This window comes from uncultured Ralstonia sp. (genome assembly GCA_913056305.1).
In the GTDB taxonomy this organism is placed as follows: Bacteria; Pseudomonadota; Gammaproteobacteria; order Burkholderiales; family Burkholderiaceae; genus Ralstonia.
In genome coordinates, this window is the sequence record CAJXMR010000043.1 from 12,593 (window position 1) to 30,557 (window position 17,965).

At 66.6% G+C, this 17,965-nt stretch carries 19 protein-coding genes; 9 read left to right on the forward strand and 10 right to left on the reverse strand.

What is annotated here, in order from left to right; genetic code table 11:
- Window positions 1–27: 27 nt before the first annotated feature.
- The 4 genes from QZ609_RS09795 to QZ609_RS09810 form a co-directional block, all read right to left on the reverse strand.
- Window positions 28–576, reverse strand: a complete 549-nt coding sequence (locus QZ609_RS09795) for a prepilin peptidase (protein ID WP_295493807.1) — start codon at window positions 574–576, stop codon at window positions 28–30.
- Window positions 577–651: 75 nt separating this feature from the next.
- The gene (locus QZ609_RS09800; protein WP_295493809.1) at window positions 652–822 is read right to left on the reverse strand and encodes a Flp family type IVb pilin; all 171 of its coding nucleotides are present in this window, start codon (window positions 820–822) and stop codon (window positions 652–654) included.
- Between the two features lie 163 nt (window positions 823–985).
- Window positions 986–1,159 carry a Flp family type IVb pilin gene (locus tag QZ609_RS09805; RefSeq protein WP_295493811.1) on the reverse strand — a complete coding sequence of 58 codons (174 nt, stop codon included), beginning with the start codon at window positions 1,157–1,159 and terminating at the stop codon, window positions 986–988.
- Between the two features lie 181 nt (window positions 1,160–1,340).
- Window positions 1,341–1,514, reverse strand: a complete 174-nt coding sequence (locus tag QZ609_RS09810; RefSeq protein WP_295493838.1) for a Flp family type IVb pilin — start codon at window positions 1,512–1,514, stop codon at window positions 1,341–1,343.
- A 1,087-nt stretch (window positions 1,515–2,601) separates the two neighbouring features.
- Between QZ609_RS09810 and QZ609_RS09815 the strand changes: the two genes are divergently transcribed.
- From QZ609_RS09815 to QZ609_RS09830, 4 genes are read left to right on the forward strand one after another with little or no spacing between them, the layout of a single operon-like run.
- Window positions 2,602–3,870, forward strand: coding sequence for a glycosyltransferase family 87 protein (locus tag QZ609_RS09815; RefSeq protein ID WP_295493813.1), 1,269 nt, complete (start codon window positions 2,602–2,604; stop codon window positions 3,868–3,870).
- Between the two features lie 9 nt (window positions 3,871–3,879).
- Window positions 3,880–5,112: a glycosyltransferase family 87 protein gene (locus tag QZ609_RS09820; RefSeq protein WP_295493815.1), complete on the forward strand. Its 1,233-nt coding sequence runs from the start codon at window positions 3,880–3,882 to the stop codon at window positions 5,110–5,112.
- A 44-nt stretch (window positions 5,113–5,156) separates the two neighbouring features.
- On the forward strand, window positions 5,157–6,170 hold the full coding sequence (locus QZ609_RS09825) for a glycosyltransferase family 2 protein (RefSeq protein ID WP_295493816.1): 1,014 nt from the start codon (window positions 5,157–5,159) through the stop codon (window positions 6,168–6,170).
- Between the two features lie 53 nt (window positions 6,171–6,223).
- Window positions 6,224–7,450 (forward strand): glycosyltransferase family 87 protein, encoded by a 1,227-nt coding sequence (locus tag QZ609_RS09830; RefSeq protein ID WP_295493818.1) that lies wholly within the window; start codon window positions 6,224–6,226, stop codon window positions 7,448–7,450.
- On the opposite strand, the gene QZ609_RS09835 is transcribed toward QZ609_RS09830, so the two are convergent.
- The 5 genes from QZ609_RS09835 to QZ609_RS09855 all read right to left on the reverse strand — a co-directional run bounded on the left by QZ609_RS09835 (window position 7,434) and on the right by QZ609_RS09855 (window position 13,349).
- Window positions 7,434–8,720: a glycosyltransferase family 87 protein gene (locus QZ609_RS09835; protein ID WP_295493820.1), complete on the reverse strand. Its 1,287-nt coding sequence runs from the start codon at window positions 8,718–8,720 to the stop codon at window positions 7,434–7,436. The two genes, QZ609_RS09830 and QZ609_RS09835, sit on opposite strands and share 17 nt — an antisense overlap.
- Window positions 8,721–8,792: 72 nt before the next feature.
- Window positions 8,793–10,172, reverse strand: coding sequence for a sigma-54 dependent transcriptional regulator (locus QZ609_RS09840; RefSeq protein ID WP_295493822.1), 1,380 nt, complete (start codon window positions 10,170–10,172; stop codon window positions 8,793–8,795).
- Between the two features lie 1,146 nt (window positions 10,173–11,318).
- Window positions 11,319–11,843 (reverse strand): TPM domain-containing protein, encoded by a 525-nt coding sequence (locus tag QZ609_RS09845; RefSeq protein WP_295493824.1) that lies wholly within the window; start codon window positions 11,841–11,843, stop codon window positions 11,319–11,321.
- An 8-nt stretch (window positions 11,844–11,851) separates the two neighbouring features.
- The gene (locus QZ609_RS09850; protein WP_295493826.1) at window positions 11,852–12,709 is read right to left on the reverse strand and encodes a YgcG family protein; all 858 of its coding nucleotides are present in this window, start codon (window positions 12,707–12,709) and stop codon (window positions 11,852–11,854) included.
- Window positions 12,710–12,722: 13 nt separating this feature from the next.
- Window positions 12,723–13,349, reverse strand: coding sequence for a LemA family protein (locus tag QZ609_RS09855; protein WP_295493827.1), 627 nt, complete (start codon window positions 13,347–13,349; stop codon window positions 12,723–12,725).
- A gap of 383 nt (window positions 13,350–13,732) precedes the next feature.
- Here QZ609_RS09855 and dapA point away from each other — a divergent pair, with 383 nt between their 5' ends.
- A complete protein-coding gene (dapA, locus tag QZ609_RS09860) occupies window positions 13,733–14,632 on the forward strand; it encodes a 4-hydroxy-tetrahydrodipicolinate synthase (RefSeq protein ID WP_295493829.1) in 900 nt (299 codons plus the stop codon).
- A 159-nt stretch (window positions 14,633–14,791) separates the two neighbouring features.
- On the opposite strand, the gene hemL is transcribed toward dapA, so the two are convergent.
- Complete coding sequence (gene hemL / locus QZ609_RS09865) at window positions 14,792–16,093, reverse strand: glutamate-1-semialdehyde 2,1-aminomutase (RefSeq protein WP_295493831.1); 1,302 nt, start codon at window positions 16,091–16,093, stop codon at window positions 14,792–14,794.
- Window positions 16,094–16,317: 224 nt separating this feature from the next.
- Here hemL and QZ609_RS09870 point away from each other — a divergent pair, with 224 nt between their 5' ends.
- The 4 genes from QZ609_RS09870 to QZ609_RS09885 form a co-directional block, all read left to right on the forward strand.
- Window positions 16,318–16,488, forward strand: a complete 171-nt coding sequence (locus QZ609_RS09870; protein ID WP_295493839.1) for a rubredoxin — start codon at window positions 16,318–16,320, stop codon at window positions 16,486–16,488.
- A gap of 269 nt (window positions 16,489–16,757) precedes the next feature.
- Window positions 16,758–17,240 (forward strand): response regulator, encoded by a 483-nt coding sequence (locus QZ609_RS09875; RefSeq protein WP_295493841.1) that lies wholly within the window; start codon window positions 16,758–16,760, stop codon window positions 17,238–17,240.
- Between the two features lie 30 nt (window positions 17,241–17,270).
- Window positions 17,271–17,639, forward strand: coding sequence for a response regulator (locus QZ609_RS09880; RefSeq protein WP_295493833.1), 369 nt, complete (start codon window positions 17,271–17,273; stop codon window positions 17,637–17,639).
- Window positions 17,640–17,703: 64 nt separating this feature from the next.
- Window positions 17,704–17,965: chemotaxis protein CheW (locus QZ609_RS09885; protein ID WP_295493835.1), on the forward strand; the 262-nt coding region annotated here is incomplete at its 3' end.

Below are 17,965 nucleotides of genomic sequence, written 5' to 3' on the forward strand. Positions count from 1 at the left end.
GGTGGAGTGGGGTGCGCGTGAAGGGGCTCACCAGGCGGAGGCAAACAGCATGGCGATCGTGCCGGCGGCGATCGCCACGCCGTAGGGCACGGCACCCACCGACCACGATGCGTCTGCGTTTGGCTTGGGTGGTTCTGCGCTGCGGCTGATCTGCCCTTGCGAGAGCAGGATGCTGGCCAGGTTGCGGCGCAGCTGGGCCATGCGCCTGCGCCGTGCGGTGAGCGCGAGCGCCCACACGCCGCCGATCACGAACGTGGCCAGCGCGATCTGCAGCGCCATCGAGGCGCCCAGCCAGGCACCCACGGCGGCCATCAGCTTGACGTCGCCGGCGGCCATGCCGTGCACCAGGTAGAAGGGCAGGAAGATGGCGAACCCGGCCACCCAGCCCACCGCCCAGTCGGCCGCACCGTGCCCGAGCCCATGGATGGCGATCTGCAGGGGCAGTGCCATCAGCCACGCACCGAAGGTCAGCCAGTTGGGAATGCGGCGCTCGCGCAGGTCGATGGCGGCCGCGGTCAGCACCATCCCCATTGAAGCGGGGGCGATCATCGGCGAGAGCAGGGCGGCGGCAGTCATGGTGTCCTCGGGTGCGTTGGCGGTGTCAGGTCGGAATCCTCAAGCGTTCATTGGTGAGCAACAGGCGGCGCTGCGTCACGGTATTTCTGCGGCGATCATTTGGTAGAGGGAGAGCACGGTGCTGCCCAACGCCGAGACCGATGCAAGGATGACCATGGCGATCAGCGCGCCCAGCAGGGCGTACTCGATGGCCGTCACACCCTGTTCGTCGCGCAGCAGCTTCCACTGATCCATGCGTCGTTTCATTGCCAGTCTCCAGCGATGTCCAACAAACCCCGCGATGCACTGTCCTGCCGTGCGTCGCGGGGGGCTCGCACTCCCCCTCTCCAACGCGTGATGTCTTCACAGGACACGTGAGGGCTCCTGTGCGCATCCGCTTCCCCGTCGTGATGCGATTGCTTTGGCGGCATCACCCGAGCTCGGCGGCGATGTAGCTGAACACCGAACTCAGGTTGGTGCCGACCAACTGGACAGAGGCGATGATGACGACCGCAATCAGCGCTGCGATCAGGCCGTACTCAATGGCAGTGACCGCCTGTTCGTCGCGCAGAAAGAGGTCTAGGGAGGTTCCGATCGGTTCCATCTCAATCTCCTTCAGTTGCAGGGGGACTGCGCGCACCCGAGCCAGACGATCCGGCTAGCAGTGGACCGAGGGCGTGGACTGCCGACCTCCCGGCAGCCCACGCTTGCCCCCCGGCTCGCTGCCGCCATCCGGCGACCCTTTAGCGACCTGGTATGCAGCGCAATCGACCCCGCGCCGCGGGTCAACCGAGCTCTGCCGCGATGTAGCTGAACACGGTGCTCAGGTTCTGGCCGACCAGCTTGACCGAGGCGATGATGACGACCGCGATCAGGGCGGCGATGAGCCCGTATTCGATGGCGGTCACGCCATCTTCATCACGAACGAATTGCTTGAGAGTGGTAGTCAGGCGTTCCATGACAATCTCCTTCATTGGTAAAGAAAGTGCTGCTGTGGAAAGGCTCGATGAGGGAGCGCATGTCGGCGGCGCGCAGATGGCGCAGGCGTGGAACGGCCAGCAGCCCTCGCTGTTGCCGGGCACCCACCGGAGGCTGATCTGCGACATGCGCGCAGACCGCTGGTGTGTGTGCCGGGCCGAGCGTGCCAGCGCGCCAAGCCCGCGTGCACGCAGCAGGGAACGCGAGGCGCACCATGCGGTGATGCGGCTGGCGTGGTCCTGTGCGGGCGATGTGAGCACGGCATCGGTAGACATTGGCTCGGGTCCCTTGGTCGGCGCCAGCGTGGGTGCTGGCTGTTCGTTCTGCCCTCCCGCCGCCTTTGACTTGGCTGCTCCCCTCGCTAGCCCAAGGTGGCGGGTCTTGCGAACGGGGATAGGCAAAAGGCGGGCCACCCCTGTGCCGATTCAGTTGCGACAAGGCTTTGCGGGCGATGCGGTGGTGTTGCGTGGCGGCAGTGCGAGCCGCGCACCGGGTTCTGCCGGGGTGCCGTTGCCGGGTGGAAACGCGCGCCATGGCGCGTGCATTTGGATGAGGCTCCATAGGGATGAGGCCCTGCAGGCGTGCCCTCATTCGAATGGTCAGTGGGGCGTTAGCGTAGTAGACGGTGGTAATCCGCGCGGGATGGGCGCGGGGCCCGGTGTGGTGGTGCCGACCGGGTGTGCGGGCCAGCCCCGTCGCTGCAGGGGCGATGTTTCCGGCTGGAAACGTGGCGCGCGACCGTCGCGTCGATCCCTCCATCGTTGCGCTCGGCAACGCCGCTCATGTGGCCGATCCGCAGGTGGAAGGCCCGCGCTTCAGCACTGAAACGTTGCGCCGCCAGCGGCGTTTCACCAGCCGCCAACACCCGCGCCACGCGGGGCTCTCGCCTTGCCTTATCGGTACCCGCGAACAAGACTGAGTTCAGGCTTGTGCAGGGCAAATCCGTCGCGTCCACCACGACCGCCATGCATGCCACGCACACAAGCCAATCAGCACACCAGCAGATCAGCACGACCCGCCCGGCACGACGCATCACGCGCAGCCCGGCACACGCGGCGAGGAGATGGCATGAACCCGAAGTCAGCGCGCCTGCCGGGCAAGAACGATGCACCGGTGCATGCCGGTGTCGCCGGCGGCTGGCTCGATCTCGATCGGGTCCGGGTGTACAGCGCAGCGCTGCTGGTGCTGTTTGCCGCCTTGCTCATCTCCTGGGGATGGGTCAGCAAGGGCTTTACCGATGCCACGATTTCCCGGCCCGGCTCGGACTTCTCGGTGTTCTGGGGTGCCTCGCACCTCGCCCTGACCCAAGGCCCGCTGCACGCTTATGACGTTGGCCAATTGACCGCGGTGATCGCCCGGTACGGCACGCTGGGCAAGGACAGCACGGTGGTGCTGCCGTGGCTCTATCCGCCGACGTTCCTGTTGATGGTGCTGCCGTTCTCGTTGTTGCCGCTGGCATGGAGCTATCTGCTGTTCCTGCTGGCGACGGGCGCGGTCTATCTGAAATCGGTAGCGGCGCTGGTGGCGGGAGACGCCACCAGCGGTAACACCACCGGCAACTTCTGGCGCCAGGGGCTCTGGCTGCCGGTGGTGGCGTCTCCCGCCACCATCATCGCGGCCGTGATGGGGCAGAACTCGCTGCTCACCGCCGGGTTGGCCGCCTGGGCGGTGTTCTGGGTCGACAAGCGGCCCGTGCTGGCCGGCGTGCTCATCGGCGTGCTGGCCATCAAGCCGCAGCTTGCGATGCTGTTTCCGCTGGCGTTGCTGGCCGCGCGCGCGTGGAAGACGTTTGCCAGTGCGGCGCTCACCGCGGTGGTGTTTGCGCTCGCCAGCGTGGCGGTGTGCGGCTGGGAAACGGTGCCGGCGTTCCTGGAGAACGCGCAGTGGGCGCGGACCCATTACATGGAGGGCGGCATCACCGCGTGGTATGGCATGCCGACGCCGCTGGCGGCGGCGCGTCTGGGCGGCATGAGCATCGCCGGCGCCTATGTCCTGCAGGCGGTGGTGGCGCTGGGCGGTGCCGCGGCGTTGGCCTACGTCTGGCACCGCAGCCGCGACTTCGGCCTGCGCGCGGGGGTACTGGTGATCGCTACCATGCTGGCGACGCCATATCTGCGTGACTACGAGCTGACCTGGCTCGGCATTGCGATTGCGGGCGTGGTGGGCGACGGCATCCGGCATGGCCTGTCGCGTGCGGAACGCGGGCTGCTCGTGCTGGCGTGGCTGCTGCCGCTGTTCGAGCACGCGAACCCATTCCTCAAGCTGCCGCAGCTTGGGCCGCTGGTCTTGATGGCCATGCTGCTGGTCATCCTGCGGCGCGTGGCTGGCCGGACGTGAGGGTGCGCCATGTCTGTCGCCGAACTCACTGCCAAGCGTCGCCTCTTCGCCGCTGCCAGCGCCGGGCATTGGCTTGATCGCGAGCGCCTGCGCGTGTACTCCGTGGCGGCGCTGGTGTGCTACGCCATCTACTTCGGCATCTGGTGCGTGCGCGCCGAGGTGCTGAAGGTGGCTGGGGTGTTCCCGCCCGGCGGCGATTTTGTCGTGTTCTGGAGCGCCGCCAAGCTGACCTTGCAGGGCAACGCGCTGGCTGCCTACGACATTGCCACGCTGCACCAGCTGGAGGTGGCAACGGTGCCGTTGATCGCCACCAACCAGGCCGTCCTGCCGTGGTTCTATCCGCCCACCTTCCTGTTGTTCGTGGCGCCGTTCGGTTTGCTGCCGTATTGGCTGGCGGTGCCGGTGTTCTTTGGCGTGAGCGCCGCTGCCTTCGTGTGGGTGGTCCGCCGCATCGTGCCGTGGCGCGAGGCATGGCTGCCGAGCGTGGCGTTTCCCGGTATCGCGGTGGTGCTGGCGACTGGCCAGAACGCGCTGCTGCTGGCGGCGTGCGGCGGGCTGGCGCTGACCATGCTGCGCGCCCGGCCGGTGGTGGCGGGCATGTTGCTGGCGCTGCTCACGCTCAAGCCGCAACTGGCCTTGATGGTGCCGGTGGCGCTGGTGTGCGCGCGGGCGTGGAGGGCGCTGGCGGCGATGACGTTGACGACGCTTGCGCTGGCGGCTGCTGCGCTGGGTGCGTTTGGCATAGAGGCGTATGCGGCCTTCCTGCACAACGCCGGCTTTGCCCGGTCGGTTGTGGAATCCGGCGCGGTCATCCTCGCGCGCATGCCGACCATCTTTGCCCTGGTGAAGATGCTGCATGGCGGTGTGGCGCTGGCCTACGCGCTGCATCTGGCCGTGGCGGTGGCGGCGACCGGCGTGGTGGTCTACGCGTGGCGCCGCCCGTGCGCGTTTGCATTGCAGGCCAGTGCGTTGCTCGTCGCCACGCTGCTCGCCAGCGCCTACCTGTACGACTACGACCTCGCGTTCCTCGGCCTGGTGATCGCCTGGTTCGGCACCCATGCGTGGCGCCGCGGCTGGTTGCCCGGCGAGCGCGAACTGCTGGTCCTGCTCTGGCTGCTGCCCATGGGCGGCATGCTGTTGATCAAAACGATCGGCTTCCAGTTGATGCCGGTCATCTTGCTGCTTGCCCTCATGCAGATCGCACGCCGCATCCATCTTGAGCGTGCAAGCACCACGCAATAAAAGCGGCGCGCATTGATGCCGACGCCGCGGACGGGGAGGAAATGATGGCTGAGTACAAAAGAGCGCAATTGCTGTCGCTGGTCGTGCCGTTCTACAACGAGAGCACGGCGCTGCACGCCTTCTTCGCGCGCGTCATCCCGATCCTGGAGTCGATCGATGCCATGCAGTTCGAGATCGTGTGCGTGAACGATGGCAGCAAGGACGACACGCTGGCGCAGCTGGTCGAATTCGCGCACAGCGACGAGCGCGTGCGGGTGATCGACCTGACGCGCAACTTCGGCAAGGAAGCCGCGCTGACGGCCGGCATCGACGAGGCGTTTGGCGACGCCGTGATCCCGATCGACGCGGATCTGCAGGACCCGCCGGAGCTGATTCCGACGATGGTTGCCCACTGGAAGCGTGGTGCGGAGGTGGTGCTGGCCCAGCGCACCAGCCGCGCCTGCGATTCGTTTCTCAAGCGCGTCACGGCGGCGGCGTACTACCGGGTGCACAACAAGCTGTCGGACCTGAAGCTGCCCGAGAACGTGGGCGACTTCCGCCTGATGGACCGGGCCGTGGTCAACGCGCTCAAGCAGCTGCCCGAGCGGCACCGCTTCATGAAGGGCCTGTTTGCGTGGGTGGGTTACAGCACCGTCATCGTGCCGTACGAGCGCGAGCCGCGCAGTGCCGGCACCTCCAAGTTCTCCGGCTGGCGCCTGTGGAATTTCGCGCTGGAGGGCATCACCAGCTTCAGCACGCTGCCGCTGCGCAGCTGGACGTACCTGGGCCTGGCCATCGCCAGCCTGGCGTTCTGCTACGGCAGCTACATCATCTTGCGCACGATGATCCTCGGCGTGGACGTGCCGGGCTATGCGTCGGTGCTGTCGCTGCTGCTGTTCTTCGGCGGCGTGCAGCTGATCGGGCTGGGCGTGGTCGGCGAGTACATCGGCCGCATCTACGACGAGGCCAAGGGGCGGCCGATCTATCTCGTCAAGCGCCGCTATCAGGAACGTCGCGCGCGCAACCGGGTGGCAGGGGAACGGCGGGTCATCCCGATGGTCAGGGGACAGCGCGGTTAGCGGCGCTGCCTGAGGTGCCTGAGGTGCGTGGCCTGCGGCGGGGAGGGAGCGCCATGTCGTCAGCCTGGCAGCGGCGCCCGGCAGCGCGTCGCCTGACGGTCTATGCCGGGGTTGCCGTTGCACTGCAAGCGGTGGCGCTGCTGGTGTGGATCGTCCGCTTCTATCTGCTGGAGGACTACACCGCCCCGATGGTCGGCAACGACTTCGGGGTCTTCTGGTCCGCGGCCCGGGTGACGATGGCGCACGGTGCCGCGGCGGTGTTTTCAATGCAATGGATGCAGCCGATCGAGATATCGCTGTGGCACGCGGTCAACTACGCGCCGTGGCCGTATCCGCCCACCTTCCTGCTGGTGGTGTTCCCATTCGGGCGGTTGCCGTTCGGTGTGGCGTTGATGTTGTATTCCGCGCTGGGCCTGTGCATCTACGGGAGCATGCTCGTGCGCCTTGGGCATCGTGTCGATCGCGCGCTGTGGCCCTTGCTGGCGGCGTTTCCCGGAGTGTTCGTCGCGCTCGGGCTGGGGCAGAACACGCTGTTGACGGTTGGGGCCGCAGGCATGGCGCTGGCGATGCTCGAGACCGATTGCGCGCTTGCCGGGGTCTGCATCGCGGCGCTTGCCATCAAGCCGCAGTTTGGTGTGCTCTTTCCGCTGGTGCTCATCTGCGGCCGGCATGGCAAGGTGTTTGGCGTGGCCGCGGTGTGTACCCTGGCCTTTGGCGGCATGAGTGGTGCGGTCTTCGGGCGCGACGCGTGGGCGGCGTTCGCCGCCTATCTGCCCGAGTTCAGCCACACGATGGTGGAGGAGGGTGGCCGCGCGATGTGGGTCGGCATGCCGACGGTCTTCGCCATCAGCCGCAGCCTTGGACTGCCGGTGAACGCGGCCTATCTGGTGCGTGCGCTGGTGGCCGCGCCGGCGGTTGCGGCGATGGCCTTCCTGTGGGCCCGGCGTGCCCGCTTCGCGCTGCGCGCGTCCGCCTTTGTCGTGGTCACGCTGCTGGTGCCGCCCTACCTCATGTTCTATGACCTGGCGTGGCTGATCCTGCCGATCGTCCTGCTGCTACGCGATGCGAAAGCCCGGGCGCTGCGCCGTGTGGAGTGGGTCGTGCTGGCCGCAGCATGGGTGGCGCCGCTGCAAGGGGTGGTGGCGGCGTATCAGGGGCGGTATCTGCAGATGGTGCCTGCGGTGCTGCTTGCATTGCTCGTGGTGGTCATGCGCCGGTATTGGCTGGCTGCCGGCGGGCGTGTCGTAGACCAACCGGTCGCCGCTATCCCGCATCCTTGATTGGGTGCGCGACGGCGCCGATGCTCGCGCTCGCGTGGGCGGTTGCGCCGCGCAGGGCGCGGCGCGCACGTTGCGCGGTCAGCACGAGCAAGGCTGCGAGCGCGATGAGGCCCCACTGGCCCATGGTGTGGGAAAAGACCGCCAGGAACCCTTGCGCGGGCACCAGCCAGCTTGCCATCAGCACGACCCGCTCGAATCGGTTGCTGCCGTGGCGGACACCGTCGAGCGTGAGCAAGGCGATCGGTAGCGCCAGCCAGGCCAAGTCGTAGTACATCAGATAGGGCTGCACCATCAGCGTCGCGAGCGGCAAGGCGGCAGCGCGCAGCGCGAATCGGCAGCCGCTGCGCCACAGCCACACGCTGGTGGCAACCACCGCCACCGACGCGAGCGCTTGCGCCGCATACGATACGGCCACGCTGCAGCCGGCCGTGCGCAGCAGGCCGTACACCGTCGGCGCACCGTACAGGACCGAGTCGCCGTTCTCGACCACCACCTGGCGGAACATCGCGAAGCTGTGCGCGAAGGCGAGCAGCGTCTGGGTGCCGAGCGCGAGCCAGGTCAGCGCAAGGTAGGCGATCGAGAACACGGCGGCGGCCGCCAACGCCTTCCATTGCCGCTCGCACAGCAGGAACAGCGGGAACAGCACCCCCAGCTGGGGTTTGATGCACAGCACCGCGATGCAGGCGCCGCTGGCAACCGGGTGACGCCGCAGCAGGAGCAGCGCACCTCCGGCGGCGGCCAGCGTGAAGAGCGAGTTCTGTCCGGCGATCAGCGTCACCCAGACCCCCGGGAACGCCAGCGCGGGGAGGAGCCAGCTGACCTGCAACCGGCGCAGCAGTGCCCGCAGCACCACCAGGTACAGTGCGATCCCGCCAGCGGCCAGGGCGACCATGGCCGCGCCGAAGCTCAGCTTGCCGAGCGGGTAGATCAGCAGCAGGAACGTGGGCGGATAGGGGAACGGCCCGAAGGTGCTGGTGGACAGCCCCACGGCTTCCGCCGCGCGCAGCAGATCCCAGTCATAGGCGGCGGGCGCCCCATGCTGCAGGGCCACGCCCGACGCGCTCCAGAACACCCCGAGGTCCCACGCCAGCGCCGGAATGGTCGGGTTCTTCAGGATGTAGTGCCCCCATAGCCACGCGGCGAACACGAAGTACTCGCAGAACAGCAGGGCGCCGGCATAGAGCGTGAGCCGCTGCAGGCGCTGCCGGCCCGGCGGTGTCGATTCGGGCGCGGGCAGGGCGGGCTTCGTCTTCGGCGGGCAGTCGGGCATGGCCTATCGGGGTTGCGATACTGGGTTGCGACGCGGTTTCCGGTGCGCGCGTGGCGCTCGCCTGCCGATGCGCTAGCCCTGCACGCAGACCATGCCCATTTCGCTCTTGCGGATCTGCAGCTTGTACTCGCGCATCATCCGGAACAGTGTCACGCGCGAGATGCCCAGCTCTTCGGCCACGTCGATCAGCCGCTCGTGGTGGCGCTGCAGGGCTTCCTTCACGGCGCCGCGCTCGGCGGCTTCGCGCACTTCGGCCAGGGTCAGCGGGCGGGCGGGTTCCGGCGGCGGCTGCAGGTCGAGGTCGCGCGGCTTGAGGATGCCGTCCTCGCACATCGCGGCGGCCTGGCGGATGCGGTTGATCAGCTCGCGCACGTTGCCCGGCCAGTCGTGCTGGTTGAGCGCGCGCACCGCCGCCGGCGAGAAGCCCTTGATGTGCTCCGGCGAGTGGCTGCGGATCGCGTTGAGGATGTGCTCGGCCAGCAGCGCGATGTCGGTCTCGCGCTCGCGCAGGGCCGGCTGCTTGACGCGCAGCACGCACAGGCGGTGATAGAGATCGCCGCGGAAGCGCTCGGCCATGACCGCGGCTTCCAGGTCGACGTGGGTGGCGGAGATGACGCGCACGTCCACCGCCACCGATTCGGTGCCGCCCAGCCGCTCGATGCAGCCGGTTTCCAGGAAGCGCAGCAGGCTGGTCTGGCTCTCCAGCGGCATGTCGCCGATCTCGTCGAGGAAGAGCGTACCGCCTTGCGCCAGTTCAATGCGGCCGAGCTTGCGCCGGGTGGCGCCGGTAAAGGCGCCGCGTTCGTAGCCGAACAGCTCCGACATCAGCAAGGTGGGCGGGATGGCGGCGCAGTTGACGGCGATGAAGGGCCGATCGGCGCGGCGCGAGGCACGGTGGATGGCCTGCGCGGCGAGTTCCTTGCCGGTGCCGGATTCGCCCGAGATCAGCACGGGTGTATCCCACTTCGACACCTTCTCGATGCCGCGGAACAGCGCCTGCATCGCGGGGCAGTTGCCGATCATGCCGTCGGGGCGCAGCGCGTCGCGTGCGGGGGTGGCGGCGGGGCGCAGGCTCGCCATGCCGACGGCGTGGCCCAGCGCGCGCGCCAGCTCGGCGTTGTCGCAGGGGACGTTGTAGTAATCGACGAAGTACAGGCCGAGCAGCTTGCGCATCGGGTCGGTCAGCACGTCACCGCTGCAGACCATGCCGATCCAGCCGATGTTGCGCGAGGCCAGCCAGGGCTCCAGCTCTTCCAGTTCGGCATCGGAATAGCCGCAGGTCAAATCCATGAGGCCGCTGAGCGCGGGTTCGTCATCCAGGTCCAGGGCTTCGAGCTCACGGCGGCTGGTGGCAAAGATGAGCCTCCAACCCTGTTGTGTCAGGTAGCGGCACAGCATTGCGTCGTGATGCAGCGAGACGTAGAGCAACGGGCGGTTGACGTACGCGTTCATGGCTTCCCCCAGGTTCTTCTATTCGGGCCGCATTTCCTGATGCGACCACTGGCCGACAGCTGGACTGACTGCTCGAACAAAGGCGGCAACAGCCACCTGTCCGCAATGCACTGCTGCCCGGGGGAGGGACGTACTGACGCCGCACCGCAACCGCCCGTTGGGCGGCCACACGCTTGGCACTCTGATCGTCTCGTTACAACGAGACTGGTTTGGCGTCGGCTCAGACCGACGGTAACCCCCGGACACTGCTACTGCTCGACGACTCCCATCGCGTCGCGTGCTGCACGTGCAGCGGCGCCGCTTGGTGCAACCATCGGGCGCTTGGCCATCTCATGTGGCTGGCGCACCCGCCTTGCTGGCACTTCCCCTCAGGATGCCGCGCTCGCCGCACCCTGTTGTTTGATCTGTCCTGCGGTCTCGGCTGCGGCATCGGGTGCCGCGCTGTTGATGTACCGAGCTTGCGGATCGCTGTGTTGCCCCGTGTTGTTGTGTGTTGCCTGCTGGGCGGGGGCATCAGAGCGACGACCATGCCACAGCCGCTAAAGCCTTGATTTACAAGGCATGCTGCTGCGGATGTGGTGCTTGTGCAGGCAGGCACCCGCTGGATGTTTCGAAACGGAAACCTTGCGAACGACCGTCCGCACCGTGGAAAACACGGAATTTCCTCCCGTTTTGTGCGTGATGGGATACGCAAACGGGCGCAAAAAGTGATCGATGTTGCCTGTTGCAGTGCGGGGGGATGGGGGCAACCAGAAGCACGCGTATTGGTTGCATCCGTGAAACATGGCCCGCGCAGCGGGTGCACGTCTGCGTTGGGTCACGCGCCCGGGATCTCGCGTCAGCTGCGCCGGTGTCGCAGAAATGACGTAGCGCAGGCTCCGCAATGCGGATGAGTGCGCGCCACGTGATGCCTTTGATTCCTGAGGGTGGAGGGCCGTCGCCTCATCCTAAAGGATGAGGCGCCTCGCCGGCCACGCTGGCCGCCGATGGGGCGCGATTGCTGGTGCCAAGTTGTATCAGTCTTGAAACAGCGGCCGTGGATGGGCGGGCTGGCCTGAAACTTCGGCGCAACAAGGCGAGGCCGGCATCTGCGCCGCGCATCGCATCATGCCGCTCGGCCCGGGCAGGCCGAGGGCGCGTGGGCGGTCAGAGCACGAGCGGCTTGTCGGCCAGCTCGTTGGCACGTGGTGTGCCGTCGGAGGGGAAATGCGCGGCCAGGATGCCGTGGACCTGTTCGAGCGCGGCCAGCACCGGTTCAATCGCCACGCGCTGGGCGAACCCGCGTGTGACGGTCTCGCAGACGGCGCGCCACGCGTGGGCGTCGACCTTGGCCGCAATGCCGCGGTCGGCCAGGATTTCGACCGCATGGTCGGCCAGGTTGAGGTAAAGCAGCACGCCGATATGGTCGTGCGTGTTCCACACCTCCAGCAGGCCGAACAGCGTGCGGGCGCGCTGGCGTGGCGTCACGCCCGTCCAGGCATCGCGCACCGGCAGCGACGCTTCAATCACCACGCGCACTTCGCCGCGATGGCGTTGTTCGCCTTCGCGCACGGCCGCCTCCAGCTTCTGCAGGTCGGCCGCTGAGAAGGCCCGACGCGCGTGCGCGGTGGTCGTCAACAGGTGAGAGAGGGCGCGGCGCGCGCCGCGATGGTGTCGGGGTGTGGATGTCATCGTCGCGCTCACCAGTTGCCGGAGGCGCCGCCGCCGCCGAAGTCGCCACCGCCGCCGCCGCTGAAGCCGCCGCCACTGCCACCACCAAAATCGCCACCGCCGCCGCGACCCCAGCCGCCGCCCAGGCCGCCGCCGAGCCCGCCGATGGCGCCCGGGCCCCAGCCACGGTTGCCCATCACCACACGCGAGCCGGGGCGGCCGGGCAGGCTGCGCGTCACTGGCCCCGAGCGCATCGCCGCGCTCAGCACGAAGAACACGATGATGGCCAGCGGAAACAACACCGGCAGCCAGTCACCGATGCCGCCCCCCGCGTTCTGCGGCTTGGTGCGTGCGGCCGGCGGCAGGTTCTCCTGCGCGATGACGGTCTGGATGGCCGACACGCCCGCCGACAGCCCGCCGTAGAAATCGCCCTGGCGGAAGTGCGGCGCCATCACGTCCTGCAGGATGCGCTTCGATTGCGCATCCGTGAGCGAGCCTTCCAGCCCGCGCCCGACCTCGATGCGCATCTTGCGCAGCGAGGCCGGGTTGTCCTTGGCGATGAGCACGATGGCGCCGTCGTCCACGCCCTTGCGGCCGGCCTTCCACGCATCGGCCACGCGGATGCCGTAGGCCTCGATCGGCTCCGGCGCGGTGGACGGCACCATCAGCACGAAGATCTGGCTGCCGTGCTGCTGCTCTTCCTCAGCCAGCACCTGTTCGAGCGCGCTGCGCTGCTGGGCAGAGAGGGTGCCCGTGAGGTCGGTCACGCGCGCGGCCAATGGCGGCACGGCCACCAGGTCGCTCTGCGCGCGCGCAGGCAACGCGACGGCCAGCCATAGGGCTGCTGTCATCAGCAAGGCGAGGAAACTGCGCGCGCGATTCGACATGATCGTCAGCCCGTCAGAACTTCACCGCCGGCGCGGTGGAGATGCCCTTCTCGTTCTCGACCGTGAAGTTCGGCTTGACTTGGTAGCCCATCGCCTTGGCCGTCAGGTTGGTCGGGAAGCTGCGGGCCAGCACGTTGTAGTCCTGCACCGACTTGATGTAGCGCTGGCGCGCCACGGTGATGCGGTTCTCGGTGCCTTCCAGTTGCGATTGCAGATCGCGGAACGACGCATCGGCCTTGAGCTGCGGATAGTTTTCCGACACCGCCATCAGGCGCGACAGCGCGCTGGACAGCTCACCCTGGGCTTGCTGGAATTTCTGGAACGCGGCCGGATCGTTGAGCGTCTCGGGCGTGACCTGGATGCTGGTGGCGGCGGCGCGGGCGCGTGTGACGGCTTCCAGCGTCTCGCGCTCATGCGAGGCATAGCCCTTGACCGTGTTCACCAGGTTCGGGATCAGGTCGGCACGGCGCTGGTACTGGTTGATGACCTCGGCCCAGGCGGCCTTGGTGGCTTCGTCCTTGGACTGGAAGTCGTTGTAGCCGCAGGCGGATAGGAAGGGTGCGGCCAGCACGGCCAGCGACAGCGCCAGCCAGCGCAGCACCGAGAAACGCGTCGAACGGAAGGTCAGGGCAGGGGTCATGAAAACCTCTTGGTCAGGAAAGCGATGTGGCATGAGACCGACATCGTCTCACGGCGTTCCAGCGAACTCTAGCGTAGACGCTTGACGCTTCCGTCACACATCAGTACGGTGTGGGGACGTTTTTGACAATTCCATGCGCGCGATTTCCACCCTTTCGTCGATCTGCTCCGTGCCGGCACTGTGCCAGTCGGCTGCGTCGACGCTTGCGCGCGCAAAAAAAGCCTCCAAACAGCTGCTCGTCTGACCGGAGCGCTGTTCCGTCAGATGGGCGACGGAACAGCGGCCAGCCGACAGTTGGACACGGTTGACCCACCCGCACCTCCTGCGGGCCACGCACTCCTGATGGTTCTTGATCGGTCGTTGATTCGTCCAGGAGTGTTGTCATGCTTGAAAATCCGTCCACCGCTGCCGCGCGCCCTTCCTATGCGGGCATCTGGGTGCCCATCGTCACGCCGTTTGTCGATGACGCGGCGCGTTCGGTCGATTACGGTGCGTTGTACACGTTGGTAGCGCGGTATCGCGCGCAGGGTATTGCCGGCTTTGTGGCTTGCGGCAGCACGGGCGAAGCCGCGGCGCTCACCGATCAGGAGCAGGTTGACGTGTTGAATACGATACGTGCTGCGGCCGACGGGTTGCCGGTGGTGATGGGTGTGTCTGGCAGTGCATTGGCCGCTGTGCGCGAGCGCATGTTGCGGTTGGCCCAGCACCGGCCATCGGCGTTTCTCGTGCCCGCGCCGTCGTACATCCGGCCGTCGCAGGACGGGCTCATCGAATACTTCACGGCGCTGGCCGATGTGTCACCCGTGCCGGTGCTGCTGTACGACATTCCGTATCGCACTGGCGCGACGATCTCCACGGAGACCTTGCTCGCGCTCGCCGCGCATCCGAACATCCATGGCATCAAGGATTGCGGCGGGGATGCGGACAAGACCCAGCGCGTGATTGCCGATGGGCGGTTGCAGGTGCTGGCGGGGGAGGATGGGCAGGTGTTCGGCACGCTATGCGCGGGCGGCGTCGGCGCGATTATTGCCGCAGCGCACGTGCGTACGGAGTTGTTTGTGGAGATGGTGCGGGCCGTGCAAGAGCAGCGGTTGAACGACGCGCGGCGGTTGCATCATGCGCTGGCGCCGGTGGTTCGGTTGTTGTTTGCTGCGACCAATCCTGGGCCGTTGAAGGCTTGGATGGCGGCGGAAGGGCTGGTCGCGAATGTGCTGCGGGCGCCGATGATGGCGGCGTCCGACGGATTGGGGGCTGAGCTGGTTGAGGCGGTGGGGCGGGTTTGAATGCTTTTGTGGGGTGGGCTTTTTGTTGGTGGTCCATCCCCTGTTTCATCCCCTGCCGGGGCTGACTCACTTGCTTTGGCAAGACAAAGAAAAGTGAGTCGGCCCCGGCAGGGGGCGAAAGGGAGGTGGACCAACAAGGCCCAGCCCCCAAGACAAAAATCAAACCGCTTTGAATGCCTTCCGAGCCGCGTCGAAAGTCGCATCCAGAATCGCATCATCATGCGTCGACGAAACGAAGCCGGCCTCGAAAGCCGAGGGTGCCAAGTACACGCCTTCAGCCAGCATCGCATGGAAGAACGCATTGAACTTGCCCACGTCACTGCGCGTCACTTCAGCAAAGCTCGTCGGCACACCTTCGCGGAAGTAGAGGCCGAACATGCCGCCCACGCTATCAGCGGCAAACGGCACACCCGCGTCGCGGGCAATCCCAGCCAGCCCATCGACCAGCTTGCGCGTCTGCGCAGCCAGCCGGTCATGGAAGCCATCCGCAGCAATCAACCGCAGCGTGGTGAGGCCAGCCGCCACGGCCAGCGGGTTGCCCGACAGCGTCCCCGCCTGATACACGCTCCCCAGCGGCGCGAGGAAGCCCATGATGTCGCGCCGCCCGCCAAAGGCCGCGGCCGGCATGCCGCCACCGATCACCTTACCCAGGCAGGTCAGGTCCGGCGTGATGCCATACAGCGCCTGCGCGCAGCCGAGCGCCACGCGGAAGCCCGTCATCACCTCATCGAAGATCAGCACGGCGCCGTGCTCGCTGCACAACGCGCGCATCGCCTGCAGGAACTCGGCCGTGCCGCGCACGAGGTTCATGTTGCCGGCAACCGGCTCGACGATGACGGCGGCGATTTCCTTGCCATGGCGCGCAAACGCCTCGCGCAGCGCGGCCACGTCGTTGTACGGCAGCACCATGGTGTGTTTGACCACGTCTTCCGGCACGCCCGCCGAGGACGGCGCGTTCTGCGTAGTGTCAGCAAAGGTCAGCAGGCCCGAGCCGGCCTTGACCAGCAGGCTGTCGGCATGGCCGTGATAGCAGCCCTCGAACTTGACGATGAGGTCGCGGCCGGTGAAACCGCGCGCCAGGCGCAGTGCGCTCATGGTCGCCTCGGTGCCCGACGAGACCAGCCGCACCTGCTCGATCGAGGGCACCAGTTTGCAGATCTCCTCGGCCATGACGATTTCGGCCTCGGTCGGAGCGCCGAAGGAGAAGCTGTCGGCCGCCACCTCCTGCACGGCGCGCACCACGTCCGGATGCGCGTGGCCGACGATCATCGGGCCCCAGGAGCCGACGTAATCGATATAGCGGGTGCCGTCGGCATCCCACAGGTACGGGCCGGCTGCCTTGGCAATGAAGCGCGGCGTGCCGCCCACCGAGCGGAACGCCCGCACCGGCGAGTTCACGCCGCCGGGGATGGTTTTCTGGGCACGTTCAAACAGAGCGGCGCTGCGGGAAGAGCTGGACATGGACGATGTTTGGAAGAGAAACGCCCCGCGCCAACCCAGGCGGTGGCGCGGTTCGTTGGAGTTATTGGGCGGTTTGCCGCAGATGCCGCGGTTTGCGCGCAGCTTGCAGTCAAACAAGACGCTCACCCGGTGCTTTTTCTGGCGCGGGCGTGCGTGATTCGGTACCATCTGGCCTGCCATTTTAATAGACGGAACCACCGAAGCTTTGCCCTATGGAACAGCAGATTGAATACAAGACGTGGATGTGCCTGATTTGCGGCTGGATCTACGACGAAGAACAAGGCGCCCCGGATGACGGCATCGAGCCCGGCACGAAGTGGGAAGACGTGCCCATCAACTGGACGTGCCCGGAATGCGGCGCGCGCAAGGAAGATTTCGAAATGGTGCAGATCTAAGATCTGTCATGTCGGCAAGTGGGCGGTCACCCTCTTGCTGACAGCCAAGTATCAGGAAGTGAAGAATCCGTGAAATCGCTCGTCGCTTCCATGCCACACGCACCGGCGTCCGCTGCGACGCCATTGACGGCGAATAGGTGACTTGTCACACTTCGTCAAATTCTGAGCTTCACACTTCATAAGCGGGCCGGGGGGCGGTGTTTTGAAGTCGACGCTAGCGGGCTTGCGTGCCGGCTGTGCGGCGATTTGCCGCGATCCATCCGGTCAGAATGTCGTGGCGACCCGTGGTCGCGCAACGCGAGAACATGATGCAATCCGCGCGGGTGGAACAACTGACCGAATCCCAACCTCTGGCGAACCAGCTTGCCGGCCGCAAAGTGCTGGTGATCGACGATTCCAGCACCATTCGCCGTACCGCGCAGATCTTCCTGGCGCAGGTCGACTGCCAGGTTGTGCTGGCCGAAGACGGGTTCGACGCGCTGGCCAAGCTCGGTGATTTCAAGCCGGATATCGTGTTCTGCGACATCCTGATGCCCAAGCTGGACGGGTATCTGACCTGCTCGCTCATCAAGAAAAGCCCAAAGTTTCATGCCACGCCCGTGGTCATGCTGTCCTCGCGCGACGGAGTGTTCGACCGTGCGCGCGGCCGGCTGGTCGGGGCGGTGGACCACCTCGCCAAGCCCTTCTCGCGGGAAGCGCTGCTGGGGGCGGTCCAGGCGCATTTGCCGGTGGCTGCCGGCGCCGCGCAATAATGGCGCCTCTATCGACGAAGGATTGTTTGTATGGCTATCAAGAAAATTCTGGTGGTTGACGATTCCCCCACTGAAGCATTGTTCCTGTCGGAGATTCTCGGCAAGAACGGTTTCAAGGTGACGGTTGCTGCCGACAGCGACCAGGCCATGGGCAAGCTCGAGGCCGAAGCGTTTGACCTGATCCTGATGGACGTGGTGATGCCCGGCCAGAACGGCTACCAGGCCACCCGCGCGATCAAGAAGGATGACCGTTTCAAGGACATCCCCGTGATCATGTGCACCACCAAGGGGTTGGAGACCGACCGTGTGTGGGGCATGCGCCAGGGCGCATCGGACTACATCGTCAAGCCGGTCAAGGCCGAAGAGCTGCTGGACAAGATTGCCAAGCTGACGCAGTAACCCTGCGCCAGTCCGTTTTCAACCGCGCGACGCCAAGCAACGGCACGCGCCAGACGCTTCCGACATGAGCGAGCCGCGCACCAACCTGACCTCCCGCCAGCGCCTGCATGAATACCAGGCGATGCTGGCACGCCGCCTGCAAGAGGCGCGCGCCAAGGCGTCGACGGACAGCTTCCTGGGCGTGCAGATCGGCGAGCGTTACTGGTTGCTGTCGCTGGCCGACACCGGCGAGGTGCTGGACTTCCAGGCGCCCGCGCGCGTGCCGCTCACGCAGCCGTGGTACCTCGGTCTCGTGAATGCGCGGGGCAACCTGCTGGGCGTGATCG